Genomic DNA, 18,357 nt, shown 5'->3' with positions numbered 1-18,357 from the left:
GGCTTTCCCAAAAAGCCAAGAAACATCTAGGGTGATTAGGTGAACTCTTCGAAAAGTACCAACCTTGACAACTTCTTTGCCGTCATCCCCGCTGGTGGCGTAGGTTCCAGGCTTTGGCCACTATCCAGGGCCAGTGCACCGAAGTTTCTGCACGATTTAACCGGTAGCGGTCAGACCTTGCTGCAGGACACCTGGGATCGACTTCAACCAATCGCCGCGGGCAAGACCATGGTGGTCACCGGCAATGTGCACGCGCACGCGGTCGAGCAGCAGCTGCCAGAGCTTGACGAGAAGAACCTGATTCTTGAGCCATCGCCACGCGACTCAACCGCCGCGATTGCCCTTGCCGCAGCGGTTTTGGCACTTCGTCAGCCAGATGTGATTATTGGTTCTTTTGCCGCCGACCACGTCATTTTGGATCAGGCTGAGTTTCACAAGAGTGTCTTGGAGGCCGTGGACATCGCTGCCACCGGAAAAATTGTGACGATCGGCCTGCGGCCAACCGAGCCATCGGTCGGTTTTGGTTACATCCAAAAAGGTGAGCGTCTAGATAGCCCAACCGCGTGCGAAGTTTTGAAGTTTGTAGAAAAGCCAAGCATCAAAGTCGCCAAGCAGTATGTGGAGTCCGGAGAGTATTTTTGGAACGCCGGAATGTTTATCGCTCCAGCCAAATTGCTGCTCGAAGTTTTGGCAAAGACCGAGCCTGAGCTTCACGCCGGAATTATGGAAATCGCGAAGGCTTGGGACACCCCAGCTCGCGAATCGGCGCTAAAGAGTCAGTGGCCAAAGCTCAAGAGAATCGCAATCGATTACGCAATCGCTGAGCCTGCCGCCGAGCAGGGTTTGGTGGCGGTCATTCCAGCCGAATTTGAATGGCACGACGTGGGTGACTTTGCGGCTATTGCGGAGCTGCAGTCCCAAGGAAAAAAGGGCAACCTTGCAGTCTTGGGTTCTGCGAAGGTACTCTCCGACTCATCCTCGGGAATCTTGGTGTCCGACACCAACCGCCTGATCGCACTTATTGGCCTAGAGGACGTGATTGTGGTGGACACTCCAGATGCCCTATTGATTACCACCAAGGAACATGCTCAAAAGGTCAAATCGCTAGTTGATGTCCTAAAACAAACCGGACATTCGGAACTTTTATAACAGTTCTTGCACAGCCTTGGAACTTGTCCGTTGCGGTCATGTTGCTCCTCAAAACATCGGTAGAGTGTTCGCAAAAGGTGCCTAATGGCACACATTTCCAATCAGGAGGAAACCTTGAAACTAAAGAATGCATCCGCAGCATTCGCACTACTAGGCGTATCAGCCCTAGTGCTAACCGGCTGCGCAGCTGCTCCAGAAGCAGAGCCAACCGCAACAGAGACCGCATCAGAGGCACCAAGCATTGACTACCTTGCTTGTGCAGTATCTGACGAGGGTAGCTGGAACGACAAGTCATTCAACGAGTCTGTTTACGATGGTCTAACCAAGGCTCAGACCGAGCTAGGTGTTCAGATTGCCGATGCAGAGTCGAACTCTGCTGAGGACTTCGCCCCGAACCTACAGGCAATGGTTGACCAGGCTTGCGACATTACCTTCGCAGTTGGTTTCAACCTTGTTGCAGACGCAAACGCTGCAGCTGCTGCTAACCCAGATGTGAGCTTCGTGACCATCGATGGTTGGTCTGAAGGCAACGCAAACCTAAAGCCAGTTGGCTACGCAATGAACCAGTCCAGCTACCTAGCTGGCTACCTAGCTGCTGCTTACTCGACCACCAAGGTCGTTGGCACCTACGGTGGTATGCAGATTGACGCTGTTGTCGACTTCATGAACGGCTTCTACTACGGAGCTATGGCATGGGGCGAAGAGAACGGCACTGCAGTGAAGGTTGTTGGTTGGGACCCAGCCGCAGCTACCGGTCAGTTCATCGGTGACTTCACTCCTAACTCCGGTACCTCAAAGTCAATTGCAGCTGCATTGATCAACGACGGCGCTGACGTGCTCTTCCCAGTTGGTGGAGACCAGTTCGGTGCTGTATCTGAGGCAATCAAGGAAGCTGGCATCGATGGCGTAATGATCGGTGTTGACAAGGACGTCGCTCTAACCTCTCCTGAGTACGCACCTTACGTGCTTACCTCAGCTGAGAAGCGCATGACCAACGCTGTTTACGACATCATCGCAGAGCTATCTGCTGGTGGCGCATTCAACGGTGACGCATACGTTGGCACCTTGGCAAACGGTGGAACCGGACTATCTCCGTTCTACGACTTCGACTCCAAGATCGATGACGCAACCAAGGCTCGCCTAGCCGAGCTAGAGGCTGGCATCATCGCTGGTGAGATTGACCCACTGAGCTAATTCAGTAAATAAGTTGGGGGCCGCAGAGAGATCTGCGGCCCTTACTTTTTTTGGCGGAGTAGCGCCTATTTTTTTGGCAGAATAGGTACTCGGCACGAAGGAGTGCAAAAGTGAAATTAGAACTGCGCGGTATTACAAAGCGCTTTGGCCAGCTGGTGGCCAATGACTCGATCAACCTTGTTGTTCAACCCGGTGAGATCCATGCACTGCTGGGTGAAAACGGTGCCGGCAAGTCCACCCTGATGAATGTCCTTTACGGTCTTTACCAGGCTGATGAGGGTCAGATCCTGCTTGATGACAAAGCCCAGAAATTCTCAGGCCCTGGCGATGCGATGGCATCGGGTATCGGAATGGTTCACCAGCACTTCATGCTTATTCCAGTCTTCACCGTCGCCGAGAACGTAGCTTTGGGCAACGAGCCAACCGGTGTATTTGGAACCTTCAAACTTGCCCAGGCTAGAAAGCGCGTTGTTGAGATTTCCGACCGCTTTGGCTTCAACGTAGATCCTGACGCCTTGGTAGAGGACCTACCGGTGGGTGTCCAGCAGAGAGTGGAGATCATCAAGGCACTTTCTAGAGACGCCAAAATCTTGGTGCTAGACGAGCCAACCGCGGTTTTGACGCCGCAGGAAACCGATGAGCTAATGGCAATCATGCGCCAGCTTGCCAAGGCCGGCACCTCCATTGTGTTTATTACCCACAAGCTTCGTGAGGTAAAAGAGGTGGCAGACAAGATCACCGTGATTCGTCTGGGCAAAGTGGTGGGCGACGCCGCTCCGGACGCGTCAACATCCGCTCTGGCATCGATGATGGTTGGCCGCGAGGTCGATCTAACAGTTTCCAAGCGCCAAGCCAGCTTGGGCAATGAAGTGCTTCGAGTTGAAAGCATCTCAGTCCTGGATGATAGAAACCAGAGAGCGGTAAACGGCGTCAGCTTTATGGTTCAACGCGGTGAGATCTTGGCAATCGCCGGTGTGCAGGGTAATGGCCAGACCGAGCTCGCAGAAGCCCTACTGGGTTTGCGCCCAGTTATCAAGGGCAGTGGTTCCATATCAATCAATGGTGAGCAACGCAGGCCACAGGCTTCGGTTCGCGATGTCTTAGAGTCAGGGGTTGGATTCATCCCAGAAGATCGCAAGAAAGATGGACTGGTTACTGAGTTCACGATTGCCGAAAACTTGATGCTGAATGCCTCCTATAAGTCGGTATTCACCAAGGGCTTGAACATTAACTTTGCAGCCCGCAAGAAGATTGCCAAGGACCTGGTTGAGAGATTTGACGTTCGAACTCCATCGGCCGATCACCTGGCTGGAAAACTCTCCGGAGGAAATCAGCAGAAGGTTGTGGTGGCGCGTGAGCTTTACCGCAAGGTTGATCTCCTTATTGCATCACAGCCAACCAGAGGTGTAGATGTGGGCTCAATTGAGTTCATTCACGAGCAGTTAGTTGCGGAGCGAGACGCCGGCAAGGGCGTGGTCCTGATTTCAACCGAGTTGGACGAAGTGCTTGCGCTTGCGGATCGAATTGCAGTTATGTATCGCGGTCAAATAATGGGGATTGTTGGCCCAGAAACCTCCAGAGAGCAGTTGGGCAAGATGATGGCGGGAGTTGCAGCATGAGCAGTCCAGAGGCGAGATTCAATCAAGCCATCAAAGAGATTCTGGCCGGAGGCTTAACCCGCACGGTGCTGTCAGTGATCCTTGGATTCTTAGTCGGTGCGATGTTCATGATCGGATCCAACAAGGAATTCTTGGAGGGATTGACCTATTTCTTTACCAGGCCTCAGGACTCACTGGGTGCAGCTTGGACTGTCGTCAGCGATGGCTACGGAGCATTGTTTAGAGGCTCCATCTTCAACGCTGAGGCCGAGGATCTGGTTCGGGCATTCAGGCCACTTACCGAGACGCTCAGGCTCGGTGCACCGCTGATTGCAGCCGGCTTGGGAATTGGCCTTGCCTTCCGAGTTGGACTTTTCAACATCGGTGGAACCGGTCAGCTAATTTTCGGCATGATCTTTTCGACTTGGGTGGCAACCCGAATCGAGTTGCCAATCGTGCTGCACATGATCGTCGCACTTATCGCCGGAATCCTAGGAGCTTGTTTATTGGGCGCACTGGTTGGTTTCCTAAAAGCTAGAACCGGTGCTCACGAAGTGATCCTTACGATCATGCTCAACTACATCGCCATCTACTTCTTCAGTTTCCTAATGCGAGACCCAGCCCTTCTGCAGGAGGAGCGAGCAAGCGGAAACCCGAAGGCAGATCCTGCCGCGGTCACCGCGCAGTTCCCGAAGCTCTTTGGCGACGAGTATTCGCTGCACTGGGGATTGGTGTTTTCTATTGCAGCGGTCATTGTTTACTGGTGGCTAATGGAGCGCTCAACCATTGGATACCGCTTGCGCATGGTCGGCTTCAACCCGGATGCCGCAAAGACCGCGGGTATCAATGTGAACCGCACCTATGTTTTGGCCATGGCGCTGTCGGCAGCATTTGTCGGTGTTGCTGCAGCAAACCAAGCACTTGGAACAGCCATCGGTGTTACCCCAAGCTCTCACGCCGGCATCGGCTTCGACGCCATCACGGTTGCTCTACTCGGAGGATCATCCGCCCCGGGTATTTTGCTGGCTGGCTTGCTCTTTGGTGCCTTCAAGGCCGGAGCCCCTGCGATGCAGGTAATCGGAGTCTCGCCAGAGGTTTTGGGAATCGTGCAGGGAGCGATTGTGCTGTTTATCGCAGCGCCACCGCTGATTAGGGCCATCTTCGGGCTGCCTAAACCCCAGACCACAAATGCGCTCGCTGCTATTCGAGATCGCATCTTTGGGAAAGGCGGTGCCAAATGAGTTGGCTAAAGCCGGTATCGGGAATCAATAGCGAAGAACGCGTTGGTTTCAAGAGCCCAATCGTGATGGGCGCGCTTGCTCTGGTAGTGCTTTACTTCTTCGGCATTGCGGGTCGCAGCGGTCAAACCATTTTTGAACTGACCCGTAAGCAGGACCTAATCCAGCTTCCGGCGTTTGAAATCGCTTCGGCTCAGCTCGGTGTCGTCTCAGGCGTCATCATGCTTTTGGTGGCGGTTGCTTCGCTATTGCTTTCGCTGCGCAATAGCAAAACTCCAATCTGGCTGGTCTCGATCTATGGCTTGTTGGGGGTAACGGCCTTGCTTGGCTGGCTGGCTGCCGACAACACTGTCCCGGTTGTGTTTATTGCTGGAACCGCATTGGTATTGGCAGTTCCAATCATGCTCGGTGCAATGGCCGGTGTCATGAGCGAGCGCAGCGGAATCACCAACATCGCAATCGAAGGTCAGTTGCTAACGGGTGCCTTCATGGCGGCCGTGGTTTCCAGCATCACCGACAACTTCGCACTTGGAATCTTTGCTGCCATGTTCACCGCAGCTCTGATGAGCATGGTGCTCGCAGTCTTTGCGATCAAGTTCCTCGCTCAGCAGATCATTGTTGGCGTTGTGCTGAATGTTTTGGTAATTGGTATCACCAACTTCCTCTACCAGCAATGGCTAACCGAGGATGGCGAGAACGTCAACTTCCCCGGCACCTTGGACATCATCAAGATTCCATTCCTGAGTGATATTCCAGTTCTGGGTCCGGTGCTATTTGAAAACCGAATCACAGTTTTCTCAGCTCTGTTGATTGTTCCTGTGTTGTGGTTTGTGCTTTTCAAAACCAAGCTTGGCCTTCGCGCCAGAGCCGTTGGTGAGCACCCACTAGCTGCTGACACCGTTGGTATCAACGTGAGCCGCACGCGCTTCTGGTGGGTAACCATTGGTGGTGCGATTGCAGGTTTGGGTGGTGCCGCTTTGACGGTCGGTAACGCTGGAGCGTTTGGTCGCGAAATGTCAGGTGGCTTTGGTTTTATCGCCCTCGCAGTGGTAATCCTCGGTCGCTGGCACCCAATCTCGGCAGCGCTTGCAGCACTGCTGTTTGGTTTCTCAATCATCTTGCGCGTCTGGGCAAACCAGGTTAGCCCTGGTATCCCAACCGATTTCATCACTATGGTTCCTTACATTGTGACGATCATTGCGGTGGTTGGTTTTGTAGGTCAGTCCAGGCCTCCAAAATCTCTCGCAATTCCTTACGTGAAGGGTTAGTGATGGAGATTGATTGGGCGGCTCTGAAGGCCGAAGCAACCAAGGCGATGAAAAAGGCCTATGCGCCTTACTCAAACTTTCCAGTTGGCGCTGCAGCGCTGACTGACAAGGGTGAGATCATCTCCGGCTGCAATGTCGAGAATGCCTCATACGGAGTCGGGCTATGTGCTGAGTGCTCGCTGGTCAGTGAGCTCTATCGAGTAGGTGGCGGGAAGCTCGTTGCGTTCTCCTGTGTCGATGGCGATGGCAACACCCTGATGCCATGTGGTCGCTGTCGCCAGTTGCTTTATGAACACCACGCCCCCGGAATGTTGCTTGACACCGTTTCTGGAATAAAGACCATTTACGAAGTATTGCCTGATGCCTTCGGGCCAGAACACCTGGAGCAAAAGTGAGCTTTTCCGCCGTCGAACTGATCATAAAAAAACGCGAGCGGTTCGAGCTGAGCACCGAAGAGATTCGCTGGCTGATCGCAAATTACACATCAGGTGTTGTCGCGGATGAGCAGATGTCTGCGATGGCAATGGCTATCTTGCTCAACGGTATGAATCGTCGCGAGATCAAAGATCTAACTTTGGCCATGATCGACTCTGGGGAACGACTCGAGTTCGAAGGGCTTGCGATGCCGACCGCGGATAAGCATTCAACCGGAGGAGTGGGTGACAAGATCACCTTGCCGCTGGCACCTTTGGTCGCCTCATACGGTGTTGCGGTTCCGCAGTTATCGGGCCGAGGTCTAGGTCACACCGGTGGCACGCTTGACAAGTTAGAAGCGATTCCGGGCTGGCAGGCCAGTCTTTCTAACACCGAGCTTTACTCACAGTTGGCCGAGGTCGGAGCTGTTATTTGCGCTGCGGGTTCAGGACTTGCCCCTGCTGATAGAAAGCTCTACTCGCTGCGCGATGTCACCGGCACGGTTGAGGCCATCCCACTTATCGCATCCTCGATCATGAGCAAGAAGATCGCAGAGGGCACCAAGGCTTTGGTGCTGGACGTCAAAGTCGGCTCCGGAGCCTTCATGAAGACCTTGGACAGAGCTACCGAGTTGGCTCAAACCTTGGTAGCGCTTGGTCAAGATGCTGGCGTGAACACCTCTGCACTATTGACCGACATGTCGACCCCGCTTGGCCTCAAGATCGGTAATGCCCTCGAGGTAGAGGAGTCGGTAGAGGTGCTAGCCGGTGGCGGTCCAACCGACGTCATTGAACTCACTGTGGAGCTTGCCAAAGAAATGTTGAGTCAGGCCGGAGTCAACGGCGTTGACCCAAGTGAGAACCTCCGCAACGGCAAAGCAATGGACAAGTGGCGTCAAATGATTTCTGCCCAGGGCGGTAATCCAGATGCAGAACTTCCAAAGGCAAGACACTCACACCAAATCCTGGCAACTGAGTCAGGTTTTGTTTCGCGTTTGGATGCCCTAGAAGTCGGAGTGGCATCCTGGCGATTGGGTGCAGGGCGAGAGCGTAAAGAGGACGCGGTTCAATTTGGGGCGGGTGTCGTGCTGAATGTTCAAATCGGGAGCCGAATCGAAGCTGGTCAGCCGTTGATGACTTTGTTCACCGACACCGAAGAGAAGTTCGACCGAGCGATTGAGTTAGCTGGCGGCGCAGTTGAGATTTCAAGCTCGTCGGTTGCCCAGCGTAAGCTCATCCTCGGCAGAATCAGTTAGGAACCCATTGGACATTCAAGCCCTACCAAAAATCTCGCTTCATGATCACCTAGATGGCGGCCTGAGACCTCAGACCGTTATCGAGTTGGCTGAGAAGATCGGGCATGTCCTGCCTGCGGATAACGCTTTGGAGCTGGGCAGCTGGTTCGCAGAAGCCGCTAACTCCGGTTCATTGGTTCGCTACCTGGAGACTTTTGACCACACGGTTGCGGTCATGCAAACCCGCGAGGGATTAGAGCGCGTGGCCTACGAAGCAGTTATTGATCTTGCCGAAGAAAACGTGATTTATGCGGAGCTGCGTTGGGCCCCGGAGCAGCACATCTCTAAGGGTTTAACACTTGATGAAACCGTAGAGGCCGTCCAGGACGGACTTGAGCGCGGCATGGCTGAGGTGGAAGACCGCGGTGGTTTTATTCGCACCGGTCAGCTGGTAACCGCGATGCGTCACGCCGATCGCGCTATGGAAATTGCTGAGCTAGCAGTTCGTCACCGCAACGCTGGCGTTGTTGGTTTTGATATCGCAGGTGCCGAGCAGGGCTTTTTGCCAAAACTTCACAAGGCGGCGTTTGACTACCTAGCTGAGGAACTTTTCCCCGTCACCGTTCACGCTGGTGAGGCCGATGGGGTTGAGTCGATTCGCGATGCAATCGTTTCAGGTAGAGCACTTCGCCTAGGACACGGAGTTCGGTTGGTTGAAGACATCATGTTCTCTCGAACCGAAGGTGACACTGATTTGGTTGTTCTTGGACCAGTCGCTCAGTGGGTTCACGACCGCGGCATCGCGCTAGAAACCTCACCATCTTCTAACCTTCAGACCGGTGCTTTTGCAATGCTTGGCGACACCATGGCGGATCATCCGTTTGATATCTTGTATGACCTTGGCTTCAAGGTGACGGTCAGCACTGACAACCGCCTTATGAGTGCAACGAATCTGACCAAGGAGTTAGAGATTTTGGTTGACACCTTTGGCTACAGCATTGCGGACTTGGAGCAGTTCCAACTCAATGCCGCCGAGGCTGCCTTCCAAGGCTTGCCTGAGCGCGAAGAATTGATGGACATGATTGAGATCGGCTTCGCAGAGGCTCAATAGTGCTATCCCAAGCCTTCGGCCCAAATTCCATCGCGCACCATATTGAGGTGACCGATTGGGAGGGTGCACTGAGTAAAGCGGTGGCACTTTTGGAAGCAGACCGCAGGGTGACTACTGAGTATCTCGAAGAGGTTTTGGTTGCCAATCAAAAGCTCGGTCCCTACTTTGTGGTTGCTCCCGGAATTGCAATTGCTCACGCTGCCCCCGGGGTCGGAGTTCTGGAAACCGGCATGGCGCTTTTAAGACTCGAGGAGCCGGTTGTCTCCGGCTCGAACAACGATCCGGTGCGACTGGTCTTTGCGTTTTGTGCGGTCGATTCCGACAGCCATATCGAACTATTGGCTAGCTTTGCGCAGGTTATGTCAGCCGAGGGCAACATGAATAGATTGTTAAATGAACCCAATCTCACAATTATTCGCAATTTATTGACCGCTTAGTTGGTTGGATAGCACTGTGAAGATTTATGCAGTCTGTGGTGCCGGTATTGGTACATCCGTCCTCCTAAAATCCAACGCCGACCGAGTGTTAGCGGCTATGGGTGTAGAGGCGGAGGTCCAGGCTGTTTCGATCGCGGATGCGATGTCCTCTGAGTCTTTGGCTCAGATTGTTCTGATTACTCCTGAGCTGCAGGAGCAAATCAAAGGTATTCGTTCCGAAGTGATTCCAATTGACAACATTTTCAACCTAGAAGAGATCGAGCAGAAACTTACCGCCGCGCTCAGCTAGTGTTTTGCCATGGCAAACCCAGGCGGCACCCAGCGCACGACGCTCAACCGAATTTCTCACAAGGCTTCCTTCGAGGTCAGCGATCTCTATTCGATCTTGGATGACAACTTTGTTTCCCATGTCGGTTTGGTTCAAGACGGCAAACCGCTGGTAATTCCGATGGCATTTGGCCGAGTGGACAACACCCTCTACCTCCACGGTTCATCCGGTTCAAGACTTATGCGCTTGCTGCATGACGAGCCTGAGGTTTGTGTGTCCATCACAGAATTGAAAGCCCTCAAGGTTGCGCGTTCAACTTTTAACTCAGGCATGCACTACCGATCGGTGGTGATTTTTGGCAAGGCGAGCTTGGTAGCCGATGATGACAAGGATGCCGCCTTAGATGCTCTTAGCAATTCGATGATTCCAGGCCGAGTCCAAGAGGTTCGCTCCAGCACGAAGAAAGAGTTGGCCGCAACCATCATCGTTGCGCTGCCACTTGATGAGTGCTCGGTAAAGATTTCCGTGAACGAGGTTGATGACGATGAGTCGGATCTAAACCAGGGCACCTGGGCAGGAATCGTGCCAATCATCACAAGTATTGGAACACCGATTCCAGCCGACGAAGAGGCCGCAGGCCTAGAAGTCCCAGAGTCGATCAAACGCCTCGCTAATAAGCGCTGAGAAGCTTGTGAGCCCATTCCTTGAGCTCGGCTAGCTTAGACTTGGAAGCTTCCTCTGAATCAGCAGTGACCTGCAGATAGCACTTGAGTTTTGGCTCGGTGCCGGACGGTCTGATGATGACTCGATATGAACTAGTGGTGAAGATAACCCCTTCGGTCGAAGGCAGGTTCTTTCCAAGCTCGAGATTCTCAAATTCCGCACGCTCACCAAGAATCTCAGCGACCGGACTTGCAACCACATCGCCCATTATCTTGCCGATAAGTGATAGGTCTGTGACTCGAATCGACACCTGTCCGGTTGCCATGTGACCATAGCGCTTGGCCAATCCCCTAAGCAGGTCCAAAAGGCTCATACCTTCGGCTTTGAGGGTGGCGGCCAGCTCCGAAATAGCAAGCGCTGCGGAGATACCATCCTTGTCTGGCGTGAATTCCGGATCGATGCAGTAGCCCAAGGCTTCTTCATAACCAAAGCTCAGATTCGGCACCTTTGAAATCCACTTGAATCCCGTGAGGGTCTGCTGGTATTTCAAGTTGTGGAACGCTGCCACCTTCGCAAGGCTGGCGGACACAATCGAGTTTGCCAAAGTGCCACTTTGCTTAGCCGAAGCAAGCATTTCCGCAAGCAAAAGGCCAACCTGGTCGCCGGTGAGCATTTGGTAACCATTGCCGTTTCTGACGCCAACCGCTAGCCGATCAGCATCTGGATCGTTTGCAATGATCAAGTCCGAGTGCTGAGTTAGCGCGTGAGCAAAGCTAAGGTCCATCGCACCAGGTTCTTCCGGGTTTGGAAAAGCGACGGTGGGAAATTGACCATCCGGTTCTTGCTGTTTCGCTACCGAGCTGAAGACAAAACCGGTGCTGTCAAAAACAGACTTCATGGTTCGGTATCCAACGCCGTGCATGGCGGTGTAGGTGATTCGAAGATCGCTGCGCCCGGAAGTATCGCTTGAGACCAGAGATGCTGCCCTAGCTACGTAAAGATCGATATCGGCCTGGCCAAGTGAATCGATATTTGAGGACTTTGGAATATCCGAGAACTTGGTTTCTAGTGCGATCTGATCGATTAGTGCGGCAATCTTTTTGTCCTGCGGAGATACCAACTGTGAACAACCGTTTTGACCACCGAGGTAAACCTTGTAACCGTTGTCTTTAGGAGGGTTGTGACTTGCAGTCACAATCACGGTTGCGCTGGCGTGAAATCTCTTGCCGGTAAAAGCCGCAACCGGAGTCGGCACGGCGGAGTCAAACAGCCGGGTTTTGATTCCTGCGCCGGCAAAGATTTCAGCTGAATCCTGCGCGAAAATATCCGAATTCACTCGACCGTCGTAGCCAACAACTACCGAGAGCTCCCCGGCTTTATCGAGGTACTCAGCCCGGTTGGCATTGAGAAAACGCGCAATTGCAAACGCAGCTTGCGCGACCACAATGCGGTTCATGCGATTCGGCCCAGCGCCCAATTCACCTCGCAGCCCTGCGGTTCCAAACTGTAGGCGAGATTCAAAACGCGAAGTAAGTCCCGCTTCATCTCCTGCTCGAATTAGCTCCTCGAGCTCGAGGCGAGTAATGGGGTCTGGATCTTGGGCCAACCAGTTATTGGCTAGTGCAACTAGGTCCATTTAGAGCTTGGTCACAATCTCGGCGAGCAACTTGCCGATGCGAGATTCGGCAATTCGGCCAGCCTCCAACACCTCGGCGTGTGAGAGCGGAGTGGTTTGAATACCGGCCGCCAAGTTAGTAATCAGCGACATTCCTAGAATCTCCATGCCAGCTTCTCTGGCAGCAATCGCCTCGAGGGCCGTTGACATTCCTACAATGTGACCGCCCATGATTTTGGCCATCTGAACCTCGGCAGGAGTTTCGTAGTGCGGGCCGCGGAACTGAACGTAAACACCCTCGTCCAGCGATGAATCGACGGTCTTCGCAATTTCACGCAAGCGCTTGGAGTAGAGGTCGGTTAGGTCAATAAAGGTTGCACCCTCCAATGGGCTAGAAGCAGTGAGGTTAATGTGGTCGGAGATCAACACCGCAGCGCCGCCGTTCCACTCGGGCTTGATACCGCCCGCTCCGTTGGTAAGAATCATGGTCTTAGCGCCGGTTGCAGCGGCGGTTCTCACGGAGTGGACTACCGAGCGAACGCCGTGGTTCTCATAAAAGTGAGTGCGCGCTCCAATAACCAAAGCGTGCTTGCCATTTGGCAGGCGAATAGAACGAATCGTGCCAACGTGCCCAATTACAGCTGACTTTGAAAAGCCAATGATTTCGCTGCCTGGGATCTCACTTACCGTCTCACCAATTAGGTCGGCAGCCTTAGCCCAGCCAGAACCCAGGGTTAGGGCGATGTCGTGGCTTGGAATACCAGAGATATTCGCGATTTGTTTTGCAGCCTCTTGGGCTATTTCGAAGGGGTTAGCACCCTCGACGTTGAGTGAATTGACCATAAAAATCAGTCTAACTAACCCCGCAACCCAGATTGGTAGGGGAGAATGAACCCGTGGCAATTTCATCTTCGAACCAACATCGAATCGTAATCATTGGCGGTGGCCCTGGTGGCTACGAAGCAGCAAGGGCTGGGCGCCAGCTAGGTGCTGAGGTAATCCTCATTGAGGACAGTGGCATCGGAGGCAACGCGGTACTGACCGATGTGGTGCCCTCTAAGACCCTTATCGCCACCGCTGACGCCGCTCAACAGGTAGCGCAGGCGCAAAGCCTGGGAGTTACATTCTCGATTGACAACAAGCCTGTAAAGCCCAAGGTGGAAATCGACCTAGAGGCTGTGAATAAAAGACTGCTCGCTTTAGCCAAGAGCCAATCCGAGGACATGCTTCTAACCCTCAAGAATGAAGGTGTTCGAGTCATCTCCGGACGTGGACATCTTGACGGCAATCACCACGTGGTAGTTGAGCCAACATTGGGTGGAAAGCCCGAGCGAATCGAAGCCAAGACCATCATCGTTGCAGTTGGTGCACACCCGAGAGAAGTGCCCGGGTCGAAGCCAGATGGCGATCGTATTTTCACTTGGAAGCAGCTATACAACCTAAAGGCTCTGCCAGAACACATGATTGTGGTTGGTTCGGGTGTGACCGGTGCCGAGTTCGCATCCGCTTACTTGCAACTGGGTAGCCAGGTCACTCTGATCTCCAGCCGCGACAAGGTTCTGCCGGGAAACGATGCTGACGCGGCTGAATTGATCGAAGACGTTTTCCGCCGCGGCGGCATGCAAATTCTGAACAAGTCTCGCGCAGTTTCAGTGGTTAACACCGGCACTGGCGTCCAGGTCACTTTGGAAGATGGATCAGTCATCGAGGGCAGCCACTGCTTGATGGCAGTCGGTGCAATTCCAAACACCGAGGGGCTTGGTCTTGAAGAGGCAGGCGTTGAGCTGACCCCAACCGGTCACGTGATTGCCAACAAGGTTGCCAGAACTTCGAGGGCGAATGTTTACGCAGTTGGTGACTGCTCGACCGCTATGCCACTTGCTTCGGTAAGTGCCATGCAGGGTAGAACTGCGGTCTACCACACCATGGGAGACGTTGCCGCCCCAACCAGAATGCGCAATGTTGCGTCTAACGTTTTCACCGCTCCCGAGATTGCATCGGTCGGCTGGTCGCAGGCTGAGATCGAACAGGGCCTTGTCCGCGGTGAGATTCAGAAGGTAATGCTTGAGACCAACCCGAGAGCGAAGATGCAGGGCATCCGCGAGGGTTTCATCAAGCTGTTTGCATCGATTGGCTCTGGCACCGTAATCGGTGGCGTTGTCGTTGCACCTAGGGCATCGGACTTGATCTACCCAATTTCGGTAGCTATTGAGAATCGACTTACGGTTGACCAGCTGGCTCGCACCTACACGGTCTACCCATCGCTGGCAGATTCAATTGCAGAGGCTGCCTCTGCCCTGCACCAACCGATTGACTAGTCAGTTATATCTAGAATTCGAGTTCCCGCAGAGATTGTTGCTCCAACGCTTACGCCCATCGAGCTAATCGTTCCCGAGCGATGAGCAGTCAGTGGTTGCTCCATCTTCATGGCTTCGAGCACAACCACTAGGTCACCGGCCTCAACATGGTCACCTTCGTTGACAGCAAGTTTGACTACCGTCGACTGCATCGGGGCCAGCAAGCTATTGCCCTTTGCGCCGGTGTGGCTGGATGCTCCCGAGCTCTTCGCACGCTTAGGCGCATGTCCAGCTGCGGAGCCAATCTCACCAACAAGCAATCGCTTTGGAACGCTTACCTCTAAGCGCTTACCGGCAACCTCAACAACCACCTCGTGGCGCGGTTCCGCCTCAGGAAGATCCTCCGCCTGTCCAGACCAAGGCTCAATGGTGTTGTCCCACTCGGTCTCGATCCAACGGGTGTAAACACCAAACTGGCCACTCTCGCCGGTAAAGGCAGGGTCGTTTACGATTGCGCGGTGGAAGGGCAAAACCGTCGGTAGACCGTGAACCTGCATTTCTTCCAGAGCTCTTCTAGAGCGCTGCAGTGCCTCGGCGCGAGTCGAGCCGGTCACAATAAGTTTGGCAATCATCGAGTCAAAGTTTCCGGAAACAACATCTCCCGAAACGACTCCCGAGTCCACTCGAACGCCAGGTCCGCTCGGGGCTACAAACTGGTGGATAGCTCCAGGAGCTGGCAAGAATCCGCGGCCTGGGTCTTCGCCATTGATGCGGAATTCAAAGCTGTGACCAGACACCTTAGGGTCGCCGTAATCCAGCACCCCACCCTCGGCAATACGGAATTGTTCGCGAACTAGGTCAAGGCCGGTGACCTCCTCGGACACCGGGTGCTCAACCTGAAGGCGAGTGTTTACCTCCAGGAATGAAACCGTGCCATCTTGGGCAATAAGGAATTCACAGGTTCCGGCACCTTCGTAACCAACCGCCTTGAGAATTGCCTTTGAAGACTCATAAAGCCTGGTCTCTTGGTCAGCAGTTAGGAATGGAGCCGGAGCCTCTTCAACCAGCTTCTGGTGGCGACGCTGCAATGAGCAGTCGCGCGTAGAAACCACAACAACGTTTCCGTGTTGGTCTGCAAGACACTGGGTCTCAACGTGTCGAGGTTTGTCTAGGTATTTCTCCAAAAAGCACTCACCGCGACCAAATGCAGCAATCGCCTCTCGGGTTGCAGATTCAAATAGCTCCTGGATTTCGCTTGACTCGCGAACAATCTTGATGCCGCGACCACCACCACCGTAGGCGGCCTTGATGGCCACCGGAAGGCCGTGAATCGCAACAAAGTCCTCAACCTCTTTGACGGTCTCAACCGGGTTGATGGTGCCAGGTGCCAGTGGCGCTCCAACAGATTCCGCAACTTTGCGAGCCGAAACCTTGTCACCTAGCTGCTCGATCGAGGCAGGCTTAGGGCCAATCCAGATTAATCCAGCGTCAATTACTGCTTGAGCGAATTGAGCGTTTTCGGATAGAAAGCCATATCCGGGGTGAACCGCATTAGCACCTGAGCGCTTAGCAATCGCAATCAGCTTGTCGGAAACCAGGTAAGTTTCAGCGGCGGTCTCGCCGGTTAGGGCGTAAGCCTCATCGGCAAGCTTTACGTGTTGCGCGTATCGGTCGCCATCGGCGTAAACCGCAACGGTGAGGATCCCAGCGTCCTTGGCGGCTCGAATAATTCGAACTGCGATTTCGCCTCGGTTGGCGATGAGTAACTTGGTAATTCGGCGCTGGGTCATAATCGAAAAGCTTATTGCCCTCTACGCCCTGAAATTTATAAGTAAACGACAAAAAATCTGCCGTTTCGTTGCGGTTATCTCCATAGCGATTGGTAGTCGTGACCGAGTTCTGTTACCAGCTCGCGAAGGGCCACAAGTGAAAGTCCAACTACGGTGTGGTAATCCCCTTCGATGCGCTCGACAAAGGCACCACCAATGCCATCGATGGTGAATGCCCCCGCAACCTGCAGCGGTTCGCCCGTTGCCACATATTTGTGAATTTCCTCGTCAGTCAGGTTTGCAAATTTCACAGTTGTCTGCGTTACCTTTCCAACACCTTCGCCAGTTTCTCCATCAATGAGCCAGTGACCTGAGCACAAAACCCCAGTTTGACCGCGCATTTTTTGCCAGCGTGCAATTGCAACTTCCGGCAGGTGAGGCTTGCCAAGCATTTCTCCGTCCAGCAAAAGCGCTGAATCGCAGCCTAAAACTAGACCTTCGAAGCTCACGGCCTCGGCCTTGGCGCGAGCCAGCAACAGTGTCATGTCTTGGATCGTGGGTGGCTTTACGGCTTCAACCAAGGCATCCTCATCCACCCCGGGCGAGCGGGTTTCAAAAACGATCCCAGCGTCGTTGAGCAGTCGCTTTCTAGCGGGCGATGTTGAGGCAAGTAGCAATTTGGTCACGGGAGCAAGGTTAGCTGTGGAACACTGTGGGAGTGAATCTTCGAGTAAAAATTGAAAAAGTTGCCCACGGTGGAGTTTTTGTAGCCCGCCACGAGGGACGAGTCATCTTTGTAACCGGTGCAATCGACGGCGAAGTCGTCGATGTTGAGATCACCGAGGACGCCGGAAAGTTTCTTCGCGCCACAGTAACAAACGTTGTGGAAGCATCCGAACACCGCAAACCACACTTCTGGAAAGCCGCCCGCGAGGGCGCAGGTGGTGCAGAGTTTGGTCACATCACCTTGGAGCACCAGCGAGAGCTGAAGAGCCAGGTGCTTGCCGAAGCCCTGCAGCGCATGGCGGGACTCGAGTTTGAGACCAAAGTCGCAGCTTGCCCCGGAGAGACAGATGGCTTGCACTACCGAACCCGCGTCCAGCTCAATGTTGACGCCACCGGCACCGCGGGGCCAATGCGACCAAGATCAAACGATGCAGTCTTCACCCCAAATCTCCCGCTCGCTGTCTCAGAAATCGAAGAGCTGGGCATCCAGCTAAAAAACTGGAATGGCGTAAAGAAGATTTCGATCGCAGCCAGCTCAACCGGCGATTTGCAGTGGATGGTTGACGGCAAGCTAAACGGCTCAGAGCGTCTAATTGAGCGAGCAGCTGGCCGAACCTTCCGATTGACCTCAGGTGCTTTTTGGCAGGTTCACAAAGAAGCGGCAAACGTTCTAACCAAATCGGTCTTTGAGGCTGCAGATCTTTTGGAGTTTGATGCAACCAAACCGGCCTTGGACCTTTATGCGGGTGCCGGATTATTTAGCGCGACCATGGCCGCAAAATACAGCTCGACCCACTTCACAGCTGTTGAGAACAGCAAGCAGGCTGTGACCGATGGAACCAAGTCGGCTATCGATCTTTCGAACTTGAAGTTTGAGAAGTCAGACGTGCTGCAGTATTTGCGAATCGCGAGCGCTAAGCCGGGGAGTTTCGACACCGTGGTGCTCGACCCACCGCGCTCCGGAGCCGCTGGCAAGGTGATTGATCAGCTGGTCAAACTTCGCCCAAGAAACATCATTTATGTGGCTTGCGACCCGGTTGCCTTGGCTCGCGACCTGGGATCACTTTCCAAGGCGGGATACCAACTTAGGGGACTCAAATCGTTAGATATATTCCCTCATACTCACCACTTTGAAGCGGTGGCAGCCCTAACGCTTAGCTAGCCATAGCTGGTTATCGCGATGAGTTGCACTTTGGCTCTTCTGGAACCTGCCAGTCAAGTGCAAGTGAGTTCGTGGGTTTCGTTGCGACTGTAAGTGACTTACTTCTTCAGATAACGGGTAAGAATTTCCTAGCTCTGACTCGCCCGATTTAGTTATTCGACCTTAACAAGTTGACGGGCAGATCTAAAGACCCCGCCCATTCAACTACCCCCAT

At 53.7% G+C, this 18,357-nt stretch carries 17 protein-coding genes; 13 read left to right on the top strand and 4 right to left on the bottom strand.

The genetic code is table 11. The features are described 5' to 3' along the window. Window positions 1-39 precede the first annotated feature (39 nt). From AC128V_RS03250 to AC128V_RS03200, 11 genes are all read left to right on the top strand, one after another. Complete coding sequence (locus tag AC128V_RS03250; RefSeq protein ID WP_482763245.1) at window positions 40-1,149, top strand: mannose-1-phosphate guanylyltransferase; 1,110 nt, start codon at window positions 40-42, stop codon at window positions 1,147-1,149. Between the two features lie 84 nt (window positions 1,150-1,233). After that, complete coding sequence (locus AC128V_RS03245; protein WP_482763244.1) at window positions 1,234-2,343, top strand: BMP family lipoprotein; 1,110 nt, start codon at window positions 1,234-1,236, stop codon at window positions 2,341-2,343. A gap of 110 nt (window positions 2,344-2,453) precedes the next feature. Continuing rightward, window positions 2,454-3,962 (top strand): ABC transporter ATP-binding protein, encoded by a 1,509-nt coding sequence (locus tag AC128V_RS03240; protein WP_482763243.1) that lies wholly within the window; start codon window positions 2,454-2,456, stop codon window positions 3,960-3,962. Continuing rightward, on the top strand, window positions 3,959-5,182 hold the full coding sequence (locus tag AC128V_RS03235) for an ABC transporter permease (RefSeq protein ID WP_482763242.1): 1,224 nt from the start codon (window positions 3,959-3,961) through the stop codon (window positions 5,180-5,182). Before AC128V_RS03240 ends, AC128V_RS03235 begins: the two co-directional genes overlap by 4 nt. Continuing rightward, entirely contained in the window at window positions 5,179-6,447 is a 1,269-nt protein-coding gene (locus AC128V_RS03230) for an ABC transporter permease (RefSeq protein WP_482763241.1), read from the top strand. Before AC128V_RS03235 ends, AC128V_RS03230 begins: the two co-directional genes overlap by 4 nt. A gap of 2 nt (window positions 6,448-6,449) precedes the next feature. Beyond that, complete coding sequence (locus AC128V_RS03225) at window positions 6,450-6,842, top strand: cytidine deaminase (protein WP_482763240.1); 393 nt, start codon at window positions 6,450-6,452, stop codon at window positions 6,840-6,842. Further along, entirely contained in the window at window positions 6,839-8,116 is a 1,278-nt protein-coding gene (locus AC128V_RS03220; RefSeq protein WP_482763239.1) for a thymidine phosphorylase, read from the top strand. Before AC128V_RS03225 ends, AC128V_RS03220 begins: the two co-directional genes overlap by 4 nt. Window positions 8,117-8,123: 7 nt before the next feature. Beyond that, window positions 8,124-9,206 (top strand): adenosine deaminase, encoded by a 1,083-nt coding sequence (locus AC128V_RS03215; protein WP_482763238.1) that lies wholly within the window; start codon window positions 8,124-8,126, stop codon window positions 9,204-9,206. Beyond that, window positions 9,206-9,643: a PTS sugar transporter subunit IIA gene (locus AC128V_RS03210; RefSeq protein WP_482763237.1), complete on the top strand. Its 438-nt coding sequence runs from the start codon at window positions 9,206-9,208 to the stop codon at window positions 9,641-9,643. The genes AC128V_RS03215 and AC128V_RS03210 overlap by 1 nt, the downstream gene beginning before the upstream one ends. 16 nt (window positions 9,644-9,659) lie before the next feature. Next, window positions 9,660-9,932 (top strand): PTS sugar transporter subunit IIB, encoded by a 273-nt coding sequence (locus AC128V_RS03205; RefSeq protein ID WP_482763236.1) that lies wholly within the window; start codon window positions 9,660-9,662, stop codon window positions 9,930-9,932. 9 nt (window positions 9,933-9,941) lie between these two features. After that, entirely contained in the window at window positions 9,942-10,595 is a 654-nt protein-coding gene (locus tag AC128V_RS03200; RefSeq protein WP_482763235.1) for a pyridoxamine 5'-phosphate oxidase family protein, read from the top strand. Here AC128V_RS03200 and AC128V_RS03195 read toward each other — a convergent pair. Continuing rightward, a complete protein-coding gene (locus tag AC128V_RS03195; protein ID WP_482763234.1) occupies window positions 10,582-12,210 on the bottom strand; it encodes a phospho-sugar mutase in 1,629 nt (542 codons plus the stop codon). The two genes, AC128V_RS03200 and AC128V_RS03195, sit on opposite strands and share 14 nt — an antisense overlap. Beyond that, complete coding sequence (locus tag AC128V_RS03190; RefSeq protein ID WP_482763233.1) at window positions 12,211-13,032, bottom strand: purine-nucleoside phosphorylase; 822 nt, start codon at window positions 13,030-13,032, stop codon at window positions 12,211-12,213. It abuts the gene before it with no gap. A gap of 53 nt (window positions 13,033-13,085) precedes the next feature. On the opposite strand from AC128V_RS03190, the gene AC128V_RS03185 reads away from it, so the two are divergent. Further along, a complete protein-coding gene (locus AC128V_RS03185; protein WP_482763232.1) occupies window positions 13,086-14,507 on the top strand; it encodes an NAD(P)H-quinone dehydrogenase in 1,422 nt (473 codons plus the stop codon). On the opposite strand, the gene AC128V_RS03180 is transcribed toward AC128V_RS03185, so the two are convergent. Continuing rightward, on the bottom strand, window positions 14,504-16,276 hold the full coding sequence (locus AC128V_RS03180; protein ID WP_482763231.1) for an acetyl/propionyl/methylcrotonyl-CoA carboxylase subunit alpha: 1,773 nt from the start codon (window positions 16,274-16,276) through the stop codon (window positions 14,504-14,506). The genes AC128V_RS03185 and AC128V_RS03180 overlap by 4 nt on opposite strands. Window positions 16,277-16,350: 74 nt before the next feature. Next, complete coding sequence (locus AC128V_RS03175; RefSeq protein ID WP_482763230.1) at window positions 16,351-16,941, bottom strand: Maf family protein; 591 nt, start codon at window positions 16,939-16,941, stop codon at window positions 16,351-16,353. 32 nt (window positions 16,942-16,973) lie between these two features. On the opposite strand from AC128V_RS03175, the gene AC128V_RS03170 reads away from it, so the two are divergent. Beyond that, complete coding sequence (locus tag AC128V_RS03170) at window positions 16,974-18,143, top strand: class I SAM-dependent RNA methyltransferase (RefSeq protein WP_482763229.1); 1,170 nt, start codon at window positions 16,974-16,976, stop codon at window positions 18,141-18,143. The last annotated feature ends 214 nt before the right edge of the window (window positions 18,144-18,357 follow it).

This window comes from Aquiluna sp. (assembly GCF_965064355.1).
Note: the sequence above shows the minus strand (reverse complement) of the source record. Positions and strands in the feature narration are given on the sequence as shown.

What these genes read in the sequence shown, in the direction of transcription:
- AC128V_RS03235 (WP_482763242.1), top strand. Translation starts at nt 3,959, where the DNA reads ATGAGCAGTCCAGAGGCGAGATTCAATCAAGCCATCAAAGAGATTCTG.
- AC128V_RS03200 (WP_482763235.1), top strand. Translation starts at nt 9,942, where the DNA reads ATGGCAAACCCAGGCGGCACCCAGCGCACGACGCTCAACCGAATTTCT.
- AC128V_RS03195 (WP_482763234.1), bottom strand. Translation starts at nt 12,210, where the DNA reads ATGGACCTAGTTGCACTAGCCAATAACTGGTTGGCCCAAGATCCAGAC.
- AC128V_RS03245 (WP_482763244.1), top strand. Translation starts at nt 1,234, where the DNA reads ATGGCACACATTTCCAATCAGGAGGAAACCTTGAAACTAAAGAATGCA.
- AC128V_RS03180 (WP_482763231.1), bottom strand. Translation starts at nt 16,276, where the DNA reads ATGACCCAGCGCCGAATTACCAAGTTACTCATCGCCAACCGAGGCGAA.
- AC128V_RS03225 (WP_482763240.1), top strand. Translation starts at nt 6,450, where the DNA reads ATGGAGATTGATTGGGCGGCTCTGAAGGCCGAAGCAACCAAGGCGATG.
- AC128V_RS03230 (WP_482763241.1), top strand. Translation starts at nt 5,179, where the DNA reads ATGAGTTGGCTAAAGCCGGTATCGGGAATCAATAGCGAAGAACGCGTT.
- AC128V_RS03190 (WP_482763233.1), bottom strand. Translation starts at nt 13,032, where the DNA reads ATGGTCAATTCACTCAACGTCGAGGGTGCTAACCCCTTCGAAATAGCC.